Below are 18,016 nucleotides of genomic sequence, written 5' to 3' on the forward strand. Positions count from 1 at the left end.
TAAGTCCCGGCTTAGACCAACCGGGACTGATGCTGTCTTGATTAATCTTTCCGATAGCGGGCAAACCAGGCCAGGGTGTGCTCGACTTTGGCAATCATCCGGCTGGGGCGGTTGGAAACGCCATGATAAGCACCAGGTACCCGCACCATAGCGGTATCGATTTGCCGCAAGCGTAAGGCCTGATAAAACTGCTCGGTTTCGGCCATCGGGGTGCGGCGATCCAGTTCTCCGGTAAACAGCAGGGTGGGGGTTGTCACATTGCCCACCAGCGATAGCGGCGAGCGTTGCCAGTAATGCTCATGCTGCTCCCAGGGCATGCCGGGGAACTGATTCTGGATCTGTGCCATATAGCTGTCGGCTGTCAGCACCTTGCTGACCCAGTTGATCACCGGGTTGGTGGCAGCGGCGGCATTAAAACGATCGGTCAGGCCAATCGCATAAGCAGTGGCAATACCACCGGCTGAACCGCCGGCAATAAATAAATTGTTTTGATCAATAAAGCCTTTGGCAATCATCGCATCGACGCCAGACATATGATCGGTAAAATCATCGGTTGAAGCGTATTTGTTTTGCAGTAAAAGCGCAAAGCGCTCACCATAGGATGTGCTGCCACGGTAATTGTTGTACAGCACTACATAACCTTCGGCGGCATAGCGCTGCAGCTCGGCGGAAAAGTGCGGGCCATATGGCAGGTGTGGGCCACCATGGATTTCCAGGATCAGTGGGTATTTCTGGCTGGGATCAAAACCCGGTGGAGTGATGTACCAGGCATGAATTTCTTCATCATCCAGTGTGGAGCGGTAAGTAAATTCGTGCACCTTGCCGAGCTGGCGCTGGCCCAGCAGATCCTCATTCAGCCGGGTTAGGTTACGCACCTGACCATGCTGCCAGATGGCGACATCGGCCAGTCGTTGTGATGAGCCCCGGGTATAAGCCAGCTGACCTTTATCTGATACGCTGAACATGCCGCTTAAATAGGGCCGGCCAGAGTTGGCGCCGGATACATCATTCACCAGATCAGCCATGCGGTTACGCAGTGTCACTCGTGCTACTTTGGTCAGGCCGCGGTCTTCGTACTGAAACACCAATTGCTGGTTGTCCTGCCACACTGGGTTGCTGATCGAGCGATCCAGCTCTTTCAGCAAGGGCTCTACTTGTCTGCTACGCATGTCCAGCAGTTGCAACTTGCTGTTGCGATAAGCCACCGGCTCTGCCGATGCATGCAAGAACGCCAGCTGCAAGCCATCCGGTGAAAATACCGGATGGTGGTGTTGTCCATCTCCAGTCAGCAGGGGTTGCACCTTGCCATCTTTCAACTGAAGCTGATACAGGTCGCTCTGGCGTGGGTGGTATTCCCAATCGCTGTTGCGATTTGCGGCAAAGACAATGTGCTGACTATCAGGCGCCCAGGCCAAAGGCCCCTGGTGCATATAAGGACCTTCGGTTAACTGACGGGCACTTCCGCCCGAGGCTGGCAGCACAAAGACTTGCCGATAGCCCGACACCAGCAGGCCTTGACCATCTTGCTGATAATAAGTGCGTTCAATGATGGTGGGAGTATCGGCCCATTCTGCGCCTTTCGGTGCTTTGGGGCGGTAAACACTGCGGGCAAAGTCTGTTGGTTCCGCAGCAACCTCCATCAAAAATGCCAGTTGCTGGCCATCTGGCGACCAGCTCAGGTGCTCGGGGCGCTGTGTCAGATTACTGATACGCGCTGTGCGGCGTTGTGCCAGCCAGTGCACATGAATTTGATGGTTGCCACTGCGATTGGAAATAAAGGCAATGCGGTTGCTATCGGGAGCCCAGCGTGGCTGGCTGTACTGAAACTCATCATCCAGCAGTGGCCAGTGTTGACCGGTGCTGGTATCCAGGATCCACAAACGCTGCTGCGTATTGTCCTGCTGAATGTTGTTGCTGTTACGCACATACACAATGTACTGGCCATCCGGCGAAATTTGCACATCACTGGCAAACTCCAGCTCGAAAATATCTTCGGCGCTAAAGTGTGCCAATTGGGCTTGGGGGTGGGCCAGTTCAGCGTGTGCCAGTGGTAGCCAGCAGCATAACAAAAGTAGCCCAAGCCATTGATAAATAGCTGTTTTCATCGACATCATTCTGATTGACTCCGGTCGTACTTATGGATGGCCAAGTAATAGCTCTGCCAATTCATGCCCCAGATATTGCTGCATGATCTGACGGTAGCTGGCACTGTTACGGTAGCCACCTTCGGCGGCAAAAAAAGCTTGCATAAACTGTGTCCAGTCACTGTTGAGCGGCATAATAAAGCCAAAGGTCTCATCGGTTTCAGCCGCCAGAGGATGATCCCGCAGTGGCATGCCAGCCTGACGGGCGCGCCAGTAATTGTAGGCATCAACATAACTGTAGAAGGTGCCAGATGCGACCAGTTCCAGTAAATCCGGGTTGGACGTCACACGCTGAATGGCTAAGTCTGGTTGATAGCTGTCCCGAAGGCGCCGGATCCGTACTTCATGCAAGGTACCGGAAAACGCCAATGGCTCAAGCTCAGCAAACTGGTTAGCAAAGTCAGCCCAATCCTGCAATTCAGCAATATCTTGATGTGTGATCAGTGCAGCGACATTATTCATGTAAGGAGGAGAGAATTGCAGTTCTTGTTTACGAGCGTCTGTGATAGTGACATTGCCAAGGCCAAATACGCCACCTTCGCCCTGCATCACACGCTGGTAAAAGTGTTGCCAGTTGGTTTCGGCGACAAAGTCGAGTTCAAGCCGGATACGGTGATGCCGCTCGGCCCAGCGGACAAAATCCCGCATAATTTCAACACTGACACCGGTCAGTTCGCCGGCCGCATTGGTGTAGGCAAATCCTTCAGCAGGCACATAAAGCACCGTCAGATTGGCTCGTCCTTGTTGCTGTGCCTGTTGAAAACTATCACCGTGATCTTGCCCAAGCTGGCTAACAGAAACAACGGGCTCGGGAGAGCAGGCGCTAAGCATCAGGCTAAGTGCTAGCAGCAAGATAGGTCGGGTCATTTTATGCAACATAATCCAGATTCCCGTAGAGCGGGTGGGTGAAAGTGCCGTTATCTTGGCAAAGCTGATGGGCTCTGTCAAAGCCACTGAGCTGACAGAGCAGGTTGGCGACCGAATCCATGCCGCTTAAGGTGAGGGTGTGGCAGCTGGTAACATGGCAAAGTAGGCCGCCAGCAACTCAATATCTTGCTCCGATAAGCCCCGCGCCTGCGGTGACATTAACGGGTTGCTGCGTTCACCGCTTTGATAGGCGTGCAAGGCGGTGATCATATCCTGGCTGCTCATACCGGCAATACTGGGGTACATGCGGTTACGGGAAATACCCTGCGGGCCATGGCAGGCTGCACAGCTGCGGGCTCTGGCTTCGCCCTGGCGCAGCAGTTCGCGTTCGCTATCGGTTAGGGCTGCCAATGGATCTGGTTGGGCAGGTTCGGTCACACTGCCCGGTTCAGAGCAGGCGGCTGCCAATACGCCAATACTGACGAAGATCAAAAGGCGGATAAGGTGATTCATGCTATGCTTTACTCCCTGGTTTTTTGGCAGCCTGCCACAGACTGGCACAGAACACCAGTTTGCTTTGGGTGTACCCTGTTTGGCTTAGTGCTCCGGTTAACACTAGCACTGGTCTGCGTAACCTGGCTTTGCTAATCTTATTGAACTTCAGTGCTTTATTTCAAGTTCCGGCATTTACTACAAGGACTTTGCTTTGTTTTCGATGATTCGAACCATCTGGCCATTGCTGCTGGGTATGCTGATTGTTGGCATGACTACCGGCTTGCAAAATACCTTGCTGTCCATTCGGGCAGAAATGGAAGGCTTTAGCAGTGCCAGTACCGGCATGATTCTGGCTGGCTATTTTATTGGTTTTTTGCTCGGAGCCATTCGGGCACCCAAGATGATCCACCGGGTCGGCCATATCCGGGCCTTTGCCGCCCTGGCGGCATTGGCATCCATTAGTATTCTGGTGCATGCCATCTGGGTCAATACCGGGGTTTGGTTTGTGCTGCGGATGGTATCGGGCTTTTGTTTTTCCGCTATTTTTGTCATCGCAGAAAGCTGGATCAATGCTGGGGCGACCAATCAAAATCGTGGCAAACTGATGTCGCTGTACGTGATGATGCTGTTTGGTGGCATCGGTCTGGGACAATTTTTGCTTTACATCGGCGACCCCCGCGACTTTATTCAGTTTACTTTGGTGTCTATTTTAATCAGTGCTGCCGTGATCCCGCTGCTGATTACACCCACCACCACACCTTCTTTTGGGCCACCGCAAAAAATGCGGGCCAGCGAGCTGATGCGGGTCGCTCCATTGGGCATCATTGGCTGTTTTTTAATGCAGTTTGCTTATGCGTCTTTATTCGGTCTTGGGCCGGTGTATTTTTCCCGCCTCGGCTTGGAGTTAACGCAAATTGCCAATCTGGTGGCTTGCCTTATTTTTGGTTCTTTGTGCTTCCAGTTCCAACTCGGCAAGCTATCTGATCGTTTCGACCGGCGGCTGGTGATTGCCTGCTGTGCTTTCGCCTCCTGCGCTATGGCATTATGGATTTCCAGCTTAGAGAGTTCGCAAATTCTGCTGCTCTATGTCAGCTACTTTGTGTTTGGTGCTGTGATGCTGCCGATTTTCTCGATGGTGGTGGCTTACACCAATGACTATCTCAGTAAAGAGCAGATGGTTGGAGCCAGCAGTGCCCTGGTACGGGCCAATGGCCAGGGCGCGATCTGTGGCTTGCTGATATCCGGCCTGTTAATGCACTTTGTCGGTACCCAGGTGTTTTTCTGGTTTATTGCCAGTTTGCCGGTCATTGTGGGCACCATGGCGCTGTACTTACGCTTTTTTGACCGCCGCCAGCGGCAGCGGCGTGCCAGTGCTACGGTGATGTTACCCACCCAGTCCTCCGAAAGCATGATCAAAGAAGGCCTGGAAAAACAACAGGACCCGCAGGACTAAGAGCATTAGGACTAAGAGCATTGCTTAGGCTCAAGATTGCGGCTAAGCTCAAAGCCATTATTGCTACAGGAGAAAAGTATGCTTCGGATCTCATTGATGGCCATTGTTCTGTGTCTGCCGGCCACACTGCAGGCTGAGCCGGTCGCCCGGCCAGCTATCAGCCCTGAATTGGAACAAAAAGTGATTGCCTGGCGGCGCGATATTCACCAGCATCCGGAGCTTAGTAACCGCGAGTTTCGAACGGCTGCCTTAGTTGCAGAGCATTTGTTGGCTTTGGGCATGGAGGTGCAAACCGAAATTGCCCATACCGGTGTGGTGGGAATATTGCGCGGAGGCAAGCCTGGGCCAGTGATAGCCCTGCGGGCCGATATGGATGCTCTGCCGGTCACCGAGCAAACCGATGTGCCTTTTCGTTCTACCGTCATTGGTGAGTACCGTGGCAATGAAGTCGGAGTGATGCATGCCTGTGGCCATGATTTGCATGTCGCCATGCTGATGGGGGCGGCCGAGTATCTGGCAGAGCACAAGCAACAAGTAGCCGGTACCGTGATGTTTATTTTCCAGCCAGCAGAAGAAGGAGCACCACCTGGTGAAGAAGGTGGCGCCGAGCTGATGCTGCGCGAAGGCCTGTTTGCTGAGCTGAAACCGGATGCGATTTTTGGTATTCATGTCTGGGGTCAGGCCCCAGTGGGGGTGATTGGCTATCGCAAGGGTCCCCTGATGGCATCGTCGGATCGCTTTGAGATCCGGGTTCAAGGGCAGCAGACGCATGGTTCTTCTCCCTGGGCCGGCGTTGATCCCATTGTTGCGGCAGCGCAAATTATCAACAATGTGCAAACCATCGTCAGCCGGCAAATCAATATTACCCGGGCACCAGCGGTGGTGAGCTTTGGCATTGTGGAAGGTGGAGTACGCAACAACATTATTCCGGATGAGGTGTATCTGGAAGGCACCATTCGTAACTTCGATATGGACATCCGTCAGCAGATCTTCCGCCAACTGACTCAGGCGGCAGAGGCCTCTGCTCATGTCACTGGCGCAACTGCTGAGGTCAGTATTATCGAAGGCTATCCGGTCACCATCAATAGCCCGGAACTGGTAGCAAAAATGCTACCTACGACCAAAGATGTGGCAGGTGAGCAGATGGTGCATGAAAGCCCGCTGGTCACTGGGGCGGAAGACTTTTCCTATTACGCGCTGGAAGTACCCGGTATGTTCGTGTTTCTGGGTGTAGCGCCGCCGGATAAAGATCCGGCCAGCATGCCAGCCAACCATTCGCCATTTTTCTACGCCGATGAGCGGGCGCTTAAGGTAGGCACCAATCTGTTTATTAACTGGGTGTTTGATTACCCGGGTGCTGGCTAAAGCCAGGCTGCAATCTGACTGGCGGGCAAATAGCTGTTGTGCCCGCCAGGATAGAACTGCATCCGGGCACTACCGGGGGCAAAAGCCTGATACAGCGCCTCACTGCGCGCCCGGCCAATGATTTCATCCTGCTCCGCCACCAGCAACAGGGTAGGGGTGTTGATACTGCTGGCGTAGTGGGCGGATTCGTAGCGATCTTTTAATAACCAGCGCACCGGCACCACCGTAAACTGTTGTCGGGCCAGTTTGGTCAGGCTATCAAAGGGGGTGATCAGCACCAGTTGCTGCACCGATCGCTGCGCTGCCAGCTGCACCGCCACGCCCGAACCCAGGCTGCGGCCAATCACCGTGATGTCGCTGTGCTGCTGACTTACCTGATCAAACAAAGCCAGCGCATCGCTGATCAAGGCGGGTTCCGATGGCCTGCCTTCACTGCCGCCATAACCACGGTAATGCATCAGATAGATAGCGTGCTCCGAAAATGCTGCAGCAAACTCCGCCAGGCTAACACTCACATCCTCAGCATTGCCGCCAAAATACAACAAAGCCTTGTCACTGGCTCGAGGCTGCTGGCTTACCAGCACCTGAACCCCACCTTGCTGCAACACCAGCGACTGCTCTGGCGGCAAGGCCGCCGGCACCGGGAAATAAATCAGCTGGCGCTGCATCAGATACAGCAGCAGGCACAGAAGCCCATAACCGGCTAGCAGGTAGCTTGCTAAACTTAGCAGTGTGCGCATTGCATCCATTCCTTGTTTCAGATGTAGTTAGCTTAATTGAGCTTGCATTGACGGTCAAAATTTATCCACCTATACTTGCAATTATAAGTGTTTGTTGAGGTGAGCTATGGGCCAAGTCACTATTTACCTGGATGATGACAGTGAAGCGAAGATGAAAGCTGCTGCCAAAGCCAGTCAGGTATCCACCAGCAAGTGGGTCGCGGCCTTAATACAGCAAGAGCTGTCGGAGCACTGGCCTGGTGAAGTGCGTGAACTGGCAGGTGCCTGGCCAGATTTTCCCAGTGAGCAAGAGTTACGTCAGGATAAAACGGCCGATACGCCAAGAGAAGATTGGTAATGTTTGCGCTGGATACCAATACGCTGATCTATTTTTTCAAAGGTCAGGGCGATGTGGCCAGGCATTTGCTGGCACAACCACCACAGCACATTGCAATTCCGGCTATCGTGCAGTTTGAGCTGGAAGTTGGGGTGTTAAAATCCAGCGCCCCGCAAAAAAGGCAACAGCAGCTGAATCAACTGCTGCGGGTTGTACGCATACTGCCTTTTGACGACGATGCAGCCAGGCAGGCAGCTGACATCCGGGTTACGCTGGAACAGCAGGGCCAACCGATAGGCCCATACGATCTGCTGATAGCGGCAACTGCTAGAGCCAATCAAGCCATTCTGGTGACCCACAATCAACGTGAGTTTTGTAAAGTTCCAGGGCTTCAACTGGCTGATTGGTTTTAGCACTCAGCGCATCGTCACAAACTCTTCCGCACTGGTAGGGTGCAGCGCTACAGTGGCGTCGAAATCGGCTTTGGTAGCCCCCATTTTCATCGCGACGGCAAAGCCTTGCAGCACTTCGTCCATGCCTTCGCCAATGCCATGCAGGCCGACTACTTTTTCCTCTTTGCCGGCACACACCAGTTTAAAGGTGCTAAGTGCCCGGTGTGGGGTTATGGCGTTATACATGGCAGCAAAACTGGAGCGGTATACTTTGATATTGGCGTCGCCATACTCGGCTTTGGCCTCGGCTTCGGTCAGGCCGATGGTACCTATGGGGGGGTGGCTGAACACCACGGTAGGGATCAGCCGGTAGTCCATTTTGGCCTCCGGCATGGCCGGGTTAAACAGCCGCTCGGCCAGCATGCGGCCGGCTTTCACTGCCACTGGCGTGAGCTGGGCTTCGCCGGTGATGTCGCCGACGGCATAAATACCCGGCACATTGGTGTTCTGAAAGGCATCGGTACGGATAAAGCCGTGCGCATCGGTGCTGACACCGGCAGCGTCCAGCTTAATAGTATCGGTGGCAGGTTCGCGGCCGATGGCCCAAATCAGGCAATCGACGTTCAGCAGCATGCCGCCATCGGTTAAATACACCGTCAGGCGGCCATCGCTGGCGGCTTCGACTTTGCTCACTTCGGTATGGGGATGCAGTTGCAGTTCATCCTGCCTCATCCGCTGCAGCAGGGCATCGGTGATATCGGCATCAAAGTTGCGCAGCGGCCGGTCTTTACGCACCAGCAGATGGGTATCGCTACCCAGGGCGTGCAGCACACCGGCGATTTCGACGGCGATGTAGCCGGCACCCACCACCACGGCTTTTTTCGGTTGCTCGGTTAAAGCGAAAAAGCCATCCGAGTCGATGCCAAGCTCTGCGCCGGGAATATCGGGCCGGCTGGGCCGGCCGCCAACGGCGATGGTGATGTGATCGGCGGTGATGCGCTCGCCATTCACTTCCACCGTGTTTTTATCAACAAAAGTAGCAAAGCCTTCAATTAAGTCCACGCCATTGCTGGCAAAGCCGCGCTGGTAAGCACCATGAATGCGCTCAATGTAGGCCTCGCGGTTGCGCACTAAAGTGGCCCAATCAAAGCCTTGCTGCTGCAAATCAAAGCCATAGGCCGGGCTGTACTTGATGGCTTCGGCTATATGAGCGCCGTACCACATCACTTTTTTCGGCACACAACCGACATTCACGCAGGTACCGCCTACGGCTTTGGCTTCAATCACCGCAGCTTTGGCACCCCGGATAGCGGCCCGGTTGGCTGAGGCAATGCCGCCGCTGCCGGCACCGATGGCGAGGTAGTCGTAATGTCGGGTCATACAAGGTCCTATTGATTGCATCGAATTATCTTCTATATAGGGCACAGCTGCTGGAATCACAAGAGCCTTTGCATCAGGATCGTTGAAACCAACGCCTTGACTTGTCCACTCTTTGCCCCAACATAACAGTGATACGTACCGTTGATCAGGATGCCTTATGACCACAGCGCACAACCCCTTGCTGGAATTTACCGATTTACCGCCTTTTTCTGCCATTAAGCCAGAGCAGGTAAAGCCTGCCGTGGAAACGGCCATCGCCAAAGCCCGTGACAGCGTGGAGCAGGTGCTGCAGCAAAGCAGTTTTAGCTGGGAGAATCTGGTGGTGGCGCTGGAAGAGGGCAGTGACCGGCTGGGCAAGCTGTGGTCACCGGTCTCGCATCTGAACTCGGTGCTCAATAGCCAAGAGCTGCGCGAGGCCTATGAAAGCTGTTTGCCACTGCTGTCGGAGTTCAGCACCTGGCTGGGACAGCACGAAGGTCTGTATCAGGCCTATCGTCAACTGGCTGATAGTGCGGATTTTGCCAGCTTAAGTACCGCGCAGCAAAAAGTCATTGCAAACGCGCTGCGTGATTTCAAATTATCCGGCATTGGTTTGCCGTCCGAGAAAAAACAGCGTTATGGCGAGATCCAAAGCCGTCTGTCGGAGTTGTCGTCCACATTCTCTAACCATACCCTGGACGCCACCCAGGCCTGGCACAAGCACCTGACCGATGAATCGCAATTGGCCGGTTTGCCGGATGATGCCAAGGCAGCCGCAGCCGAGGAGGCCAAAAACCGCGAGCTGGATGGCTGGGTACTGACGCTGGAGTTCCCAAGTTATTTGCCGGTGATGACCTATGCCGATGACCGCAGTTTGCGTGAAGAAGTCTATCAGGCCTATTGCACCCGGGCGTCCGATCAGGGACCACATGCCGGCCAGTTTGACAACAGCGCCATTATCGAAGAAACCCTGGCGTTAAAGCATGAATTGGCGCAGCTACTGGATTTTGCCAATGCCGCCGAAGAGTCGCTGGCCACCAAGATGGCCGAGTCCCCGGCCCAGGTGCTGGACTTCTTGCAGGACCTAGCGCGCCGCGCTAAGCCGCAGGCCGAAAAAGAGCTGGCTGAGCTGAAAGCCTTTGCCCAAAGCGAGTACCAGCACAGCGATTTGCAAGCCTGGGATGTGGCTTATTACGCGGAAAAACTGAAGCAAGCCCGTTATGCCATTTCCGACGAGCAGCTGCGGCCTTATTTCCCGGAAACCAAGGTGGTGCCGGGTTTATTTGCCGTGATTGAAAAGCTGTTTGGCATGACGGTGCGCGAGCGTGAGGGCGTCGATGTCTGGCATCCGGATGTGCGCTTTTACGATATTTTTGACAGCTCAGGTGCGCTGCGTGGCAGCTTTTACCTCGATTTATACGCCCGATCGAAAAAGCGCGGTGGAGCCTGGATGGACGACTGCCGCGGCCGGCGTATCCTGTCTACTGGCGAGTTGCAAAACCCTGTGGCCTATTTAACCTGCAACTTCAACAAGCCGGTTGGCGGCAAGCCAGCGCTCTTCACCCACGATGAAGTGGTGACCTTGTTCCATGAGTTTGGCCACGGTTTGCATCATATGCTGACGCAGGTGGATGCGGCTGCGGTGGCAGGTATCAATGGCGTGGCCTGGGATGCGGTCGAGCTACCGAGCCAGTTTCTGGAAAACTGGTGCTGGCAGCCGGAAGCCTTGCAGCTGATCTCGGGCCATTACCAAACTGGCGAAGCCTTGCCGCAGGACTTGCTGGATAAAATGCTGGCGGCGAAAAACTTTCAGTCGGCCATGTTTTTGGTGCGTCAGTTGGAATTTGCGCTGTTCGATTTCAGGCTGCACGCCGAGTACCAGCCAGAGCTGGGTGGCCGGGTACAGGCCTTGCTCGATGAAGTGCGGCAGCAGGTGTCGGTAATTATTCCGCCACGCTTTAATCGCTTTCAGCATGGTTTTAGCCATATCTTTGCCGGTGGCTATGCCGCTGGTTACTACAGCTATCTGTGGGCTGAGGTGCTGTCCTCCGATGCCTTTGGCCGCTTTGAAGAAGAAGGGGTCTTTAATCCGCAAACCGGGCGTGACTTCCTGCAATGGATTTTAGAGCGTGGTGGCAGCGCTGAGCCGATGGAGTTGTTTAAAGGCTTCCGCGGACGGGAGCCATCCAATGAAGCTTTGTTGCGGCATATGGGGATTGCAAGCTAAGGGAATAGGGCTGGCGGTTTAGAAAATACCGGCCAAAGAACGGATCAGGCCTGACTGCAGGCCTGGTTCAGCATCTTCCCATTTCAAGTTGGCCTGATTGGCGAAGCTGATCACCCGGGCCTGGTATTTGCGACGATCCGTTGCCCGCTCCCACAGGGTATCCGTGCTGCCGCTATCGCCTTGCAACAATAGATGCTGGCTGTACTCCAGCACCAGTTCATCGCTGTCGGCGGCAATACGCTCTGCCACCTGCAAGTCAGTCACCATGGTGTAGTAGACATCTTTGACCAATTGACGGCCAGCGTATTCAGTCCCGGCAATAATGGCCAGTGCGATGGCTGCATTACGCAGGTCCCGACTACTCACATCCACTCCATCCGCATACCCAACATAAACACCACCGCCAGATGAACGGCTGGAGCCGCGGGTATGGACAGGCTCTTCAGTAGCGTCTTCCGGTAATAACACCGGCAAAGCCAGCAGCGCCGGATTCATCAGTTGAGCAATTTCGGCCTCGCTCATACCAAACTCAGCCTGAGCCAGTACTTTCTCAGGTGCTTGTTTAAGTACGGTACGCACATTCACCTGCAGCCAGTACTGTGCCAAAGATGGGCTATTCGTGACCTGATAGCCACGCTGCTGCAGAAATTCGATTACGGCCCGATCCAGTGGTTGCTGGAATTCAGCGGCGGTGCTGCGAAAATCCAGAAAGACGGTGCGTAACTCCGGCTCGACCGGATCAAGATAGATGGTTTGGCTCATCCGGGTTTGTACATCCAGCTCGCCCTTAGCAATGGAGCGGTGAATGGCTGTGCAGCCTGCCAATTGAACTAACAGCAGCAACAGGCAGAAACGAATACCCGCTTGCTGCATCAAAACAAGCCTGCTAACGCTCGTACCAGACCCATTTGCAGATCAGGCGCCGCATCTTCCCATTTTAGATTGGATTGATTGGCATAGCTGATGACTCTGCTTTGATAACGGCGTTGGTCACTTTGGCGCTGGTAGCTGGAGGTGGTGCTGCCGCTATCGCCCTGCACCAACACATGCTCTGAGCGCTCACGCACAGTGCCATCAAAACGCTCCATAATTTGAATGTCGGTAATCACGCTGTAATAAACATCCTCAATCAGTGCATCAAATACCGTACCTGCTACCGCACCGGCAATGGCTGCACCAGTTGCAGCACTGCCGGAGGAGCCACCGGTTGCTCTGTGCACGGTATGGCCAAGTACAGCACCGCCGGCAGCGCCATACCCCGCATTCATTGCACTGTTGGCGGCCCTGGCATTGGTACGGCCAACTTGCAGTACATTGGCCTGCAGCCAATAGGTCGCCTGTGATGGGCTATCAATGACCCGATAACCCCGCTGCTGTAGCGATTGGATCACCATGGGGCGAATATCAAATTCTGGTTTGTCGGAAGTATTGCGGATATCCACAAAAATGGTGCGCTGCTCCGGTTCGACCGGATCGAGAAAGATGGTAGAGCTCATCTGAGTTTGCACATCCAGATTGCGCTTGGCAACCGAAGTATGAATGGCGCCGCAGCCACTCAGCGACAAGCTGACAATAACGGTGATCAGCCATAGAGCATGTTTCATTGTGGTGTCCTGTAGTAACTTAAGCTCAACAACTGCAAGCTTAATCTGCTAAGCTTAACGGGGCCTTAATTTTAGTAGAAAGAGCAAGAAATCAACAGGAGATTTGAATGCGAACACATCATTGGCTAATGGCGGCTGTTGCTGTGGCCTTGCTGGGTGCTTGTCAGCAGGGACAGGCTGGGGGGGAGCGGTTGGCTCCTGAGCCATTGATTGAGCCGATTGATCCGGTAACCAATCCTATAGCAGCTGTGAAAGAGCGGGAGCGACAAATGCAGGAATATCCTGATTTACAGAAGATGCGAACTGATATTTTTGCCATGATCGGTAATGCGGAAGCCGATAATGTACAGCAGTGTCGTGTGATTGGCTTTGGCCATAAACCTTGCGGTGGTCCGGCCGAGTACATTGCTTATTCCACCAAAGGGGTGAATGAGACTGTGTTGCAGCAAAGGATCGCTAGTTACAACAAGGCGGCTGAAGCTGAAAATATGCGGTTGGGGCGGATGTCGGATTGTGCCATAGTGCCTGAGCCAGCAGTCAGCCTGGTGGATGGCCAGTGCAGATTAACCGGCCCAGATAAGCAAGACGTTATGTAAGGTGGCAGGTCTCTGGTACAAAGGCTTACAGCGGGTTACACTGTGCGCTTTTGTAGAGCAGGGGCTAAGATGATTTTGTTGCCAACCAGCGCTTTGACAGCTGCTGAGCAAACGCACCTTGAGGCGTTAAGCCAACGCTTTGGCCTGCCCCTGACGGAACAAGCCAACGATTGGCATTTGGCTTGGCAGCAACAGGCGTTGGTGCTACGTCATACTGACTTACCCAAGCAAAGTGATATTCTGGTGGATTTTGCCAGTGGCAGTGCCAGCTATCGTCGTCAGCATGGCGGTGGTATGGGCGAAGCCATTGCCAGGGCGGTTGGTCTGAATAAAAAGCGCGATCTGAGCGTACTGGATGCAACGGCTGGTCTTGGTCGGGATGCTTTTGTACTGGCCAGCCTGGGCGCCAGAGTGACCTTGGTTGAGCGCAATGCGATGGTGGCTGCTTTACTGGCCGATGGATTGCGCCGGGCTGGTGAGCATCCGGAGTTATCGGATTGGCTACCAGAGCGGATGCAGCTGCATTTTGCACCTGCGCAGCAGGCACTTAGCGAGTTGGGTGTGGTCGAGGTGGTGTATCTGGATCCGATGTTTCCGGAACGGCAAAAATCGGCCTTGGTCAAAAAAGAAATGCGGGCTTTTCATCAGGTGGTAGGAGAAGACCCGGATGCTGATGCTCTATTGCCCGCGGCACTGGCACTGGCAAGCAAGCGGGTGGTGGTCAAGCGCCCGGCTTATGCACCGACTCTGGCTGGCGCTAAAGCCAGCCACGAGGTTAAAGGCAAGAACAACCGTTTTGATGTTTATGTCAAAGCTGCCTTCTAAAGCTTTGCTGCCAAAGCCGGTTTTTGCAGCTACACTCATTCAACCTCATTAGCTTCTATAGGAATTAACCATGATCAAAACAGGCGATACCTTACCCGAAGTCAGTTTTTCGCAACTCACCAGCGATGGCATGAAGAACCCAAGTACCTCGGATATTTTTAAAGGCAAGAAAGTGGTACTTTTTGCCGTCCCCGGCGCTTTTACACCAACCTGCTCCGAAGCCCACCTGCCAGGGTACATTGCGCTGGCTGATGAAATCAAAGCCAAAGGGGTCGACAGTATTGTTTGTACCTCGATGAATGATGCGTTTGTGATGGCAGCCTGGGCCGAGACGCAAAATGCCGAAGAAATCACCTTTCTGGCGGATGGCGGCGGAGCTTTTCATAAAGCTACCGGCCTGACGATGGATACCGGCGATTTTGGCGGCCTGCGTTCCCAGCGATATGCCATGGTTGTGGATGATGGCAAAGTGACCCTGCTTCATGTAGAGCCACCCAAGTCATTTGAGGTCAGTAAAGCGGAAACCATTTTAGCTTTGCTCTGATACTGCCTTGCTGCACTGGTTCACAAGGGAGGCTCCCAGCCAGTAATGGCTGCTGGAGCCGCAATCGTCTGGTAAAAGCACTATGGAGCATGCGTGTTCATATTATGCGCATGCCCACACATTTAAATAAAACAACTTCTCAGGTAAGCGTTAACCATGTCTAAACGAATTCTACTTGTCATCACTTCGCTCAATGGTGGCGGGGCAGAAATGGCTGTGCTGCGGATGTTAAAAGCCTTCAATGCAGTCCCAGATACCTCTGCTCACTTAATTTCATTAAGCCAGAAAAATGACTACCAGGATGTAGATCCTGAGATGGTAACTATGCTGCCTATTGCCAACAGCAAATCCTTGGATAGTTTTTTTAAGCGCGGCAAAGTGATTCAGTTGCTGCAACAGGAAGTTGCCCGGTTGGAGCAAGAGCAGGGTGCTTTTGATGTGATCTTCTCCCACTTGGAGGTAACAAACGTCATTGTTGCTGCAGCGAACTTTCATTGCCCGGTTTTCTATGTGCATCACAACTCTATACAACAGGAGTTGTTATGCGCAAAAGAGCGGGGACCTTTTAAGTACTTTAAAATGAAACAACGTTTAAAAGCCTTAAAAAACAAAGATGTTATCTGTGTATCCAAAGGCTCTGCGTCTGAGTTCACGCTGCCATGGTTGCCGGTGAAAAGTTGTCAGGTGATTTACAATCCGTTTGATGCGGAAGAAATTATTGCCGGGAGTCAAGAAGGTGGCAACCCTTACCCGGATCGTCCCTATCTGCTGCACGTAGGGCGTTTTGGCCGGGCCAAACGGCATGATCGGCTGTTTGAAGCGTTCGCTCAATTAACAGGCCCTGAGGTGTTGGTTTTGCTGACCAAACAGAGCAGCAAGCTCACCAAGTTGATCAAGCGGTATGGCCTGGAGGATCGAGTCATTGTGGCTGGGTTTCAGGCTAATCCGTATCGATTTATGAAACATGCCCGCTGTGTGGTGTTGTCATCCGATTATGAAGGCCTTGGCAATGTGATGGTTGAGTCTTTATTGATAGGGACGCCATTTATCGCCAACGATTACCCGCATGGCGCCAAAGAGGTATTAGGGCACTGGCGGCCTGAATGGTTGGCTGAGACCGGAAGTGCAGATGATTTGGCGCGCAAGTTGGCACAGCTTTTACAGCAGCCGCCTCAAGCTTTTCAGTGGCCAGATGCAGAGTTGTTTTCGCATGTGCACAGTGCCAATGCCTATTTGGCTTTGATCAATAAAGCGACATAGGCTGTTAATAGCTATGCAGTTTCACGTGCTTAGAACCGCGGCAGCTTGACTGTTTCATGCTAAATACACAAAGTGATAGCACCCGTCCGCATTGCGCCGGCAATGGGGGCTTGCTTTTCATATGTTTAGCAGATGGGATATACTTGCCGCCGGCTTATTTATTCTAACGATGGGGACCTTATGCAAACGGTCAATATTCTGTGTATCAAGTGGGGCAAAAAATACGGCCCCGAGTACGTCAATAAGCTGCATTCAATGGTCAGCCGTAATTTGACCTTGCCCTTTCGCTTTGTTTGTCTAACAGACGATACTGTTGGGATTGATAGCCATATTGAAGTGAAGCCGATCCCTGCGGTGGGTTTTAAAGATTTTGATGAGCGTGCCCCCTGGTCGTTCGGCCATGGTTGGTTGAAAGTGACCAGCTTTGCCGATCCCTTGTATGATTTGACTGGCCCGACTCTGTTTATCGATCTGGACGTGGTTATTGTCGATAATATCGACTGTTTCTTTGAGCCGGCAGGTGAGTTCTTCGTGATCAAAGAATGGGATAAATCGGACGACACTGGCAATACGTCCGTGTATCGCTACCAGATTGGGGCCCACAGTGATTTGATTGAATTACTGAAAAATCATAAAGAGCGTGAGTTGGCCAAGGTACGTAATGAACAGGAGTTCGTTACCCAAAACCTGTCAGCCCAAGGCAAGTTGCAGTACTGGCCGGAAGGCTGGTGTGTTAGCTTTAAACGGCACTGCCTGCCCAAAGGTATTATGAACTGGTTTAAACCAGCGACTATTCCTGCCGGTGCTAAAATAGTCGCTTTTCATGGCAAGCCCAATCCACCGGATGCTATTGCCGGTATCAGTGGTAAATGGTATCGCCGGGTATTGCCCGTAACCTGGGTGAAGGATATGTGGCAGTAAGGCGGCTATGACCTTTAAAATCTTTATTATTAATCTGGACCGCTCGGTCGAGCGGTACCAGAGTGCGCTTGCTCAATTGGCAAAGTGGCCAGATTTACCAATTGAGCGGGTGAGTGCTGCCGATGGGCGTGTGATGACTGAGGCTGAGATCGATCACTATTATTCGTTAAGCCTTAATCAGCAGCGCTACCATAAACTACTGAAAGCTGGTGAAAAAGGCTGCTTTATCAGCCATATCCGCTGTTGGCAGCGGATTGTCGAGCAACAACTGGATTTTGCACTGATCTTAGAAGATGATTTCCTTGTCAATGGTGATCTAGCCGCCTTATTGCAGGATGTGGCTAAGCTGCCAGCCGGTTGGCAGTTGTTGAAGCTGGCGATGCCGAATAAGCAGCAAAAAATTATAGCCGCTGAGTCTGCTGGGCAATTTAAGCGGGTATTTTTTGCCAAAAACCCGGTATCGACGGTTGCTCAGTTGGTAAGTGCAGATGGTGCCAGGCAATTGTTGGCCGCTGCAGTGCCTTTTTACCGGCCGGTGGATGTTGCTTTGCAACATACCTGGGAGCTTGGGATCCGGGCTGAAGCGATGTGGCCATTGATTTTTAAACCTGATTTGTCTTTTGAAAGCAATATCAATACTAAAAGCACGGAAGTGGTTAATCGCCGGATTTTCTATTGGCAACGGCTACGCTTTCTGTTGTGCAATGTCTGGAATAATATCAAGCTGTATGGGGTAGTTAAGGCTTTTACTGCCCGCAAGTGGCCGAATCCTACTGGCCGTACTCATTTGTCCAAATAAGCGGTAGTCAGGGTTGTTGGGCTTTACCTTGTGCGGCTGGGGCTTGCACGCAGGCGTCCAATGGGCTTATCAGGGCATGGTATACTCATGATCAATTTGGCTAAAGCCC

At 53.0% G+C, this 18,016-nt stretch carries 18 protein-coding genes; 11 read left to right on the forward strand and 7 right to left on the reverse strand.

Annotated features, from left to right (window positions below; translation table 11 throughout):
* Positions 1 to 41: 41 nt before the first annotated feature.
* The 3 genes from ABC502_RS12605 to ABC502_RS12615 all read right to left on the reverse strand — a co-directional run bounded on the left by ABC502_RS12605 (position 42) and on the right by ABC502_RS12615 (position 3,524).
* Positions 42 to 2,105, reverse strand: coding sequence for a S9 family peptidase (locus ABC502_RS12605; RefSeq protein ID WP_345916119.1), 2,064 nt, complete (start codon positions 2,103 to 2,105; stop codon positions 42 to 44).
* A gap of 30 nt (positions 2,106 to 2,135) precedes the next feature.
* Entirely contained in the window at positions 2,136 to 3,023 is an 888-nt protein-coding gene (locus ABC502_RS12610; protein ID WP_345916120.1) for a transporter substrate-binding domain-containing protein, read from the reverse strand.
* A 114-nt stretch (positions 3,024 to 3,137) separates the two neighbouring features.
* Entirely contained in the window at positions 3,138 to 3,524 is a 387-nt protein-coding gene (locus ABC502_RS12615) for a cytochrome c (RefSeq protein ID WP_330089251.1), read from the reverse strand.
* Between the two features lie 202 nt (positions 3,525 to 3,726).
* Here ABC502_RS12615 and ABC502_RS12620 point away from each other — a divergent pair, with 202 nt between their 5' ends.
* A complete protein-coding gene (locus ABC502_RS12620; RefSeq protein ID WP_330089290.1) occupies positions 3,727 to 4,959 on the forward strand; it encodes an MFS transporter in 1,233 nt (410 codons plus the stop codon).
* Between the two features lie 96 nt (positions 4,960 to 5,055).
* Positions 5,056 to 6,324 carry an amidohydrolase gene (locus tag ABC502_RS12625; protein ID WP_345916150.1) on the forward strand — a complete coding sequence of 423 codons (1,269 nt, stop codon included), beginning with the start codon at positions 5,056 to 5,058 and terminating at the stop codon, positions 6,322 to 6,324.
* Here the strand turns inward: ABC502_RS12625 and ABC502_RS12630 are convergent.
* On the reverse strand, positions 6,321 to 7,064 hold the full coding sequence (locus ABC502_RS12630; protein ID WP_345916121.1) for an alpha/beta fold hydrolase: 744 nt from the start codon (positions 7,062 to 7,064) through the stop codon (positions 6,321 to 6,323). The two genes, ABC502_RS12625 and ABC502_RS12630, sit on opposite strands and share 4 nt — an antisense overlap.
* A 106-nt stretch (positions 7,065 to 7,170) precedes the next feature.
* On the opposite strand from ABC502_RS12630, the gene ABC502_RS12635 reads away from it, so the two are divergent.
* Both ABC502_RS12635 and ABC502_RS12640 read left to right on the forward strand, forming a co-directional pair.
* Positions 7,171 to 7,401 carry a CopG family transcriptional regulator gene (locus tag ABC502_RS12635; protein WP_345916122.1) on the forward strand — a complete coding sequence of 77 codons (231 nt, stop codon included), beginning with the start codon at positions 7,171 to 7,173 and terminating at the stop codon, positions 7,399 to 7,401.
* Positions 7,401 to 7,793 (forward strand): type II toxin-antitoxin system VapC family toxin, encoded by a 393-nt coding sequence (locus tag ABC502_RS12640; RefSeq protein WP_345916123.1) that lies wholly within the window; start codon positions 7,401 to 7,403, stop codon positions 7,791 to 7,793. The genes ABC502_RS12635 and ABC502_RS12640 overlap by 1 nt, the downstream gene beginning before the upstream one ends.
* Positions 7,794 to 7,796: 3 nt before the next feature.
* Here the strand turns inward: ABC502_RS12640 and gorA are convergent, their stop codons facing one another.
* Positions 7,797 to 9,152, reverse strand: coding sequence for a glutathione-disulfide reductase (gene gorA, locus ABC502_RS12645; RefSeq protein WP_345916124.1), 1,356 nt, complete (start codon positions 9,150 to 9,152; stop codon positions 7,797 to 7,799).
* 157 nt (positions 9,153 to 9,309) lie between these two features.
* On the opposite strand from gorA, the gene prlC reads away from it, so the two are divergent.
* Entirely contained in the window at positions 9,310 to 11,358 is a 2,049-nt protein-coding gene (gene prlC, locus ABC502_RS12650) for an oligopeptidase A (protein WP_345916125.1), read from the forward strand.
* A gap of 18 nt (positions 11,359 to 11,376) precedes the next feature.
* On the opposite strand, the gene traT is transcribed toward prlC, so the two are convergent.
* Together traT and ABC502_RS12660 are read right to left on the reverse strand one after the other, a co-directional pair.
* Positions 11,377 to 12,231 (reverse strand): complement resistance protein TraT, encoded by an 855-nt coding sequence (gene traT, locus ABC502_RS12655; protein ID WP_345916151.1) that lies wholly within the window; start codon positions 12,229 to 12,231, stop codon positions 11,377 to 11,379.
* Positions 12,231 to 12,962 (reverse strand): complement resistance protein TraT, encoded by a 732-nt coding sequence (locus ABC502_RS12660; protein ID WP_330089340.1) that lies wholly within the window; start codon positions 12,960 to 12,962, stop codon positions 12,231 to 12,233. Before ABC502_RS12660 ends, traT begins: the two co-directional genes overlap by 1 nt.
* Positions 12,963 to 13,069: 107 nt before the next feature.
* Between ABC502_RS12660 and ABC502_RS12665 the strand changes: the two genes are divergently transcribed.
* The 6 genes from ABC502_RS12665 (at position 13,070) to ABC502_RS12690 (ending at position 17,907) form a co-directional block, all read left to right on the forward strand.
* Positions 13,070 to 13,558, forward strand: a complete 489-nt coding sequence (locus ABC502_RS12665; protein ID WP_345916126.1) for a hypothetical protein — start codon at positions 13,070 to 13,072, stop codon at positions 13,556 to 13,558.
* A 69-nt stretch (positions 13,559 to 13,627) separates the two neighbouring features.
* A complete protein-coding gene (locus tag ABC502_RS12670; RefSeq protein ID WP_330089338.1) occupies positions 13,628 to 14,383 on the forward strand; it encodes a class I SAM-dependent methyltransferase in 756 nt (251 codons plus the stop codon).
* A gap of 70 nt (positions 14,384 to 14,453) precedes the next feature.
* Positions 14,454 to 14,927, forward strand: a complete 474-nt coding sequence (locus ABC502_RS12675; RefSeq protein WP_330089337.1) for a peroxiredoxin — start codon at positions 14,454 to 14,456, stop codon at positions 14,925 to 14,927.
* 156 nt (positions 14,928 to 15,083) lie between these two features.
* Positions 15,084 to 16,187 (forward strand): glycosyltransferase, encoded by a 1,104-nt coding sequence (locus ABC502_RS12680; protein WP_330089336.1) that lies wholly within the window; start codon positions 15,084 to 15,086, stop codon positions 16,185 to 16,187.
* Between the two features lie 180 nt (positions 16,188 to 16,367).
* On the forward strand, positions 16,368 to 17,108 hold the full coding sequence (locus ABC502_RS12685) for a glycosyltransferase (protein ID WP_330089335.1): 741 nt from the start codon (positions 16,368 to 16,370) through the stop codon (positions 17,106 to 17,108).
* Positions 17,109 to 17,115: 7 nt separating this feature from the next.
* Complete coding sequence (locus tag ABC502_RS12690) at positions 17,116 to 17,907, forward strand: glycosyltransferase family 25 protein (RefSeq protein WP_345916127.1); 792 nt, start codon at positions 17,116 to 17,118, stop codon at positions 17,905 to 17,907.
* Positions 17,908 to 18,016: the final 109 nt, after the last annotated feature.

Origin of the sequence: Alkalimonas sp. NCh-2, from assembly GCF_039631345.1 — a bacterium.
Taxonomy (GTDB): Bacteria; Pseudomonadota; Gammaproteobacteria; order Enterobacterales; family Alteromonadaceae; genus Alkalimonas; species Alkalimonas mucilaginosa.

What these genes read in the sequence shown, in the direction of transcription:
- ABC502_RS12605 (WP_345916119.1), bottom strand. Translation starts at nt 2,105, where the DNA reads ATGAAAACAGCTATTTATCAATGGCTTGGGCTACTTTTGTTATGCTGC.
- ABC502_RS12610 (WP_345916120.1), bottom strand. Translation starts at nt 3,023, where the DNA reads ATGTTGCATAAAATGACCCGACCTATCTTGCTGCTAGCACTTAGCCTG.
- ABC502_RS12615 (WP_330089251.1), bottom strand. Translation starts at nt 3,524, where the DNA reads ATGAATCACCTTATCCGCCTTTTGATCTTCGTCAGTATTGGCGTATTG.
- ABC502_RS12620 (WP_330089290.1), top strand. Translation starts at nt 3,727, where the DNA reads ATGATTCGAACCATCTGGCCATTGCTGCTGGGTATGCTGATTGTTGGC.
- ABC502_RS12625 (WP_345916150.1), top strand. Translation starts at nt 5,056, where the DNA reads ATGGCCATTGTTCTGTGTCTGCCGGCCACACTGCAGGCTGAGCCGGTC.
- ABC502_RS12630 (WP_345916121.1), bottom strand. Translation starts at nt 7,064, where the DNA reads ATGCGCACACTGCTAAGTTTAGCAAGCTACCTGCTAGCCGGTTATGGG.
- ABC502_RS12635 (WP_345916122.1), top strand. Translation starts at nt 7,171, where the DNA reads ATGGGCCAAGTCACTATTTACCTGGATGATGACAGTGAAGCGAAGATG.
- ABC502_RS12640 (WP_345916123.1), top strand. Translation starts at nt 7,401, where the DNA reads ATGTTTGCGCTGGATACCAATACGCTGATCTATTTTTTCAAAGGTCAG.
- gorA (WP_345916124.1), bottom strand. Translation starts at nt 9,152, where the DNA reads ATGACCCGACATTACGACTACCTCGCCATCGGTGCCGGCAGCGGCGGC.
- prlC (WP_345916125.1), top strand. Translation starts at nt 9,310, where the DNA reads ATGACCACAGCGCACAACCCCTTGCTGGAATTTACCGATTTACCGCCT.
- traT (WP_345916151.1), bottom strand. Translation starts at nt 12,231, where the DNA reads ATGCAGCAAGCGGGTATTCGTTTCTGCCTGTTGCTGCTGTTAGTTCAA.
- ABC502_RS12660 (WP_330089340.1), bottom strand. Translation starts at nt 12,962, where the DNA reads ATGAAACATGCTCTATGGCTGATCACCGTTATTGTCAGCTTGTCGCTG.
- ABC502_RS12665 (WP_345916126.1), top strand. Translation starts at nt 13,070, where the DNA reads ATGCGAACACATCATTGGCTAATGGCGGCTGTTGCTGTGGCCTTGCTG.
- ABC502_RS12670 (WP_330089338.1), top strand. Translation starts at nt 13,628, where the DNA reads ATGATTTTGTTGCCAACCAGCGCTTTGACAGCTGCTGAGCAAACGCAC.
- ABC502_RS12675 (WP_330089337.1), top strand. Translation starts at nt 14,454, where the DNA reads ATGATCAAAACAGGCGATACCTTACCCGAAGTCAGTTTTTCGCAACTC.
- ABC502_RS12680 (WP_330089336.1), top strand. Translation starts at nt 15,084, where the DNA reads ATGTCTAAACGAATTCTACTTGTCATCACTTCGCTCAATGGTGGCGGG.
- ABC502_RS12685 (WP_330089335.1), top strand. Translation starts at nt 16,368, where the DNA reads ATGCAAACGGTCAATATTCTGTGTATCAAGTGGGGCAAAAAATACGGC.
- ABC502_RS12690 (WP_345916127.1), top strand. Translation starts at nt 17,116, where the DNA reads ATGACCTTTAAAATCTTTATTATTAATCTGGACCGCTCGGTCGAGCGG.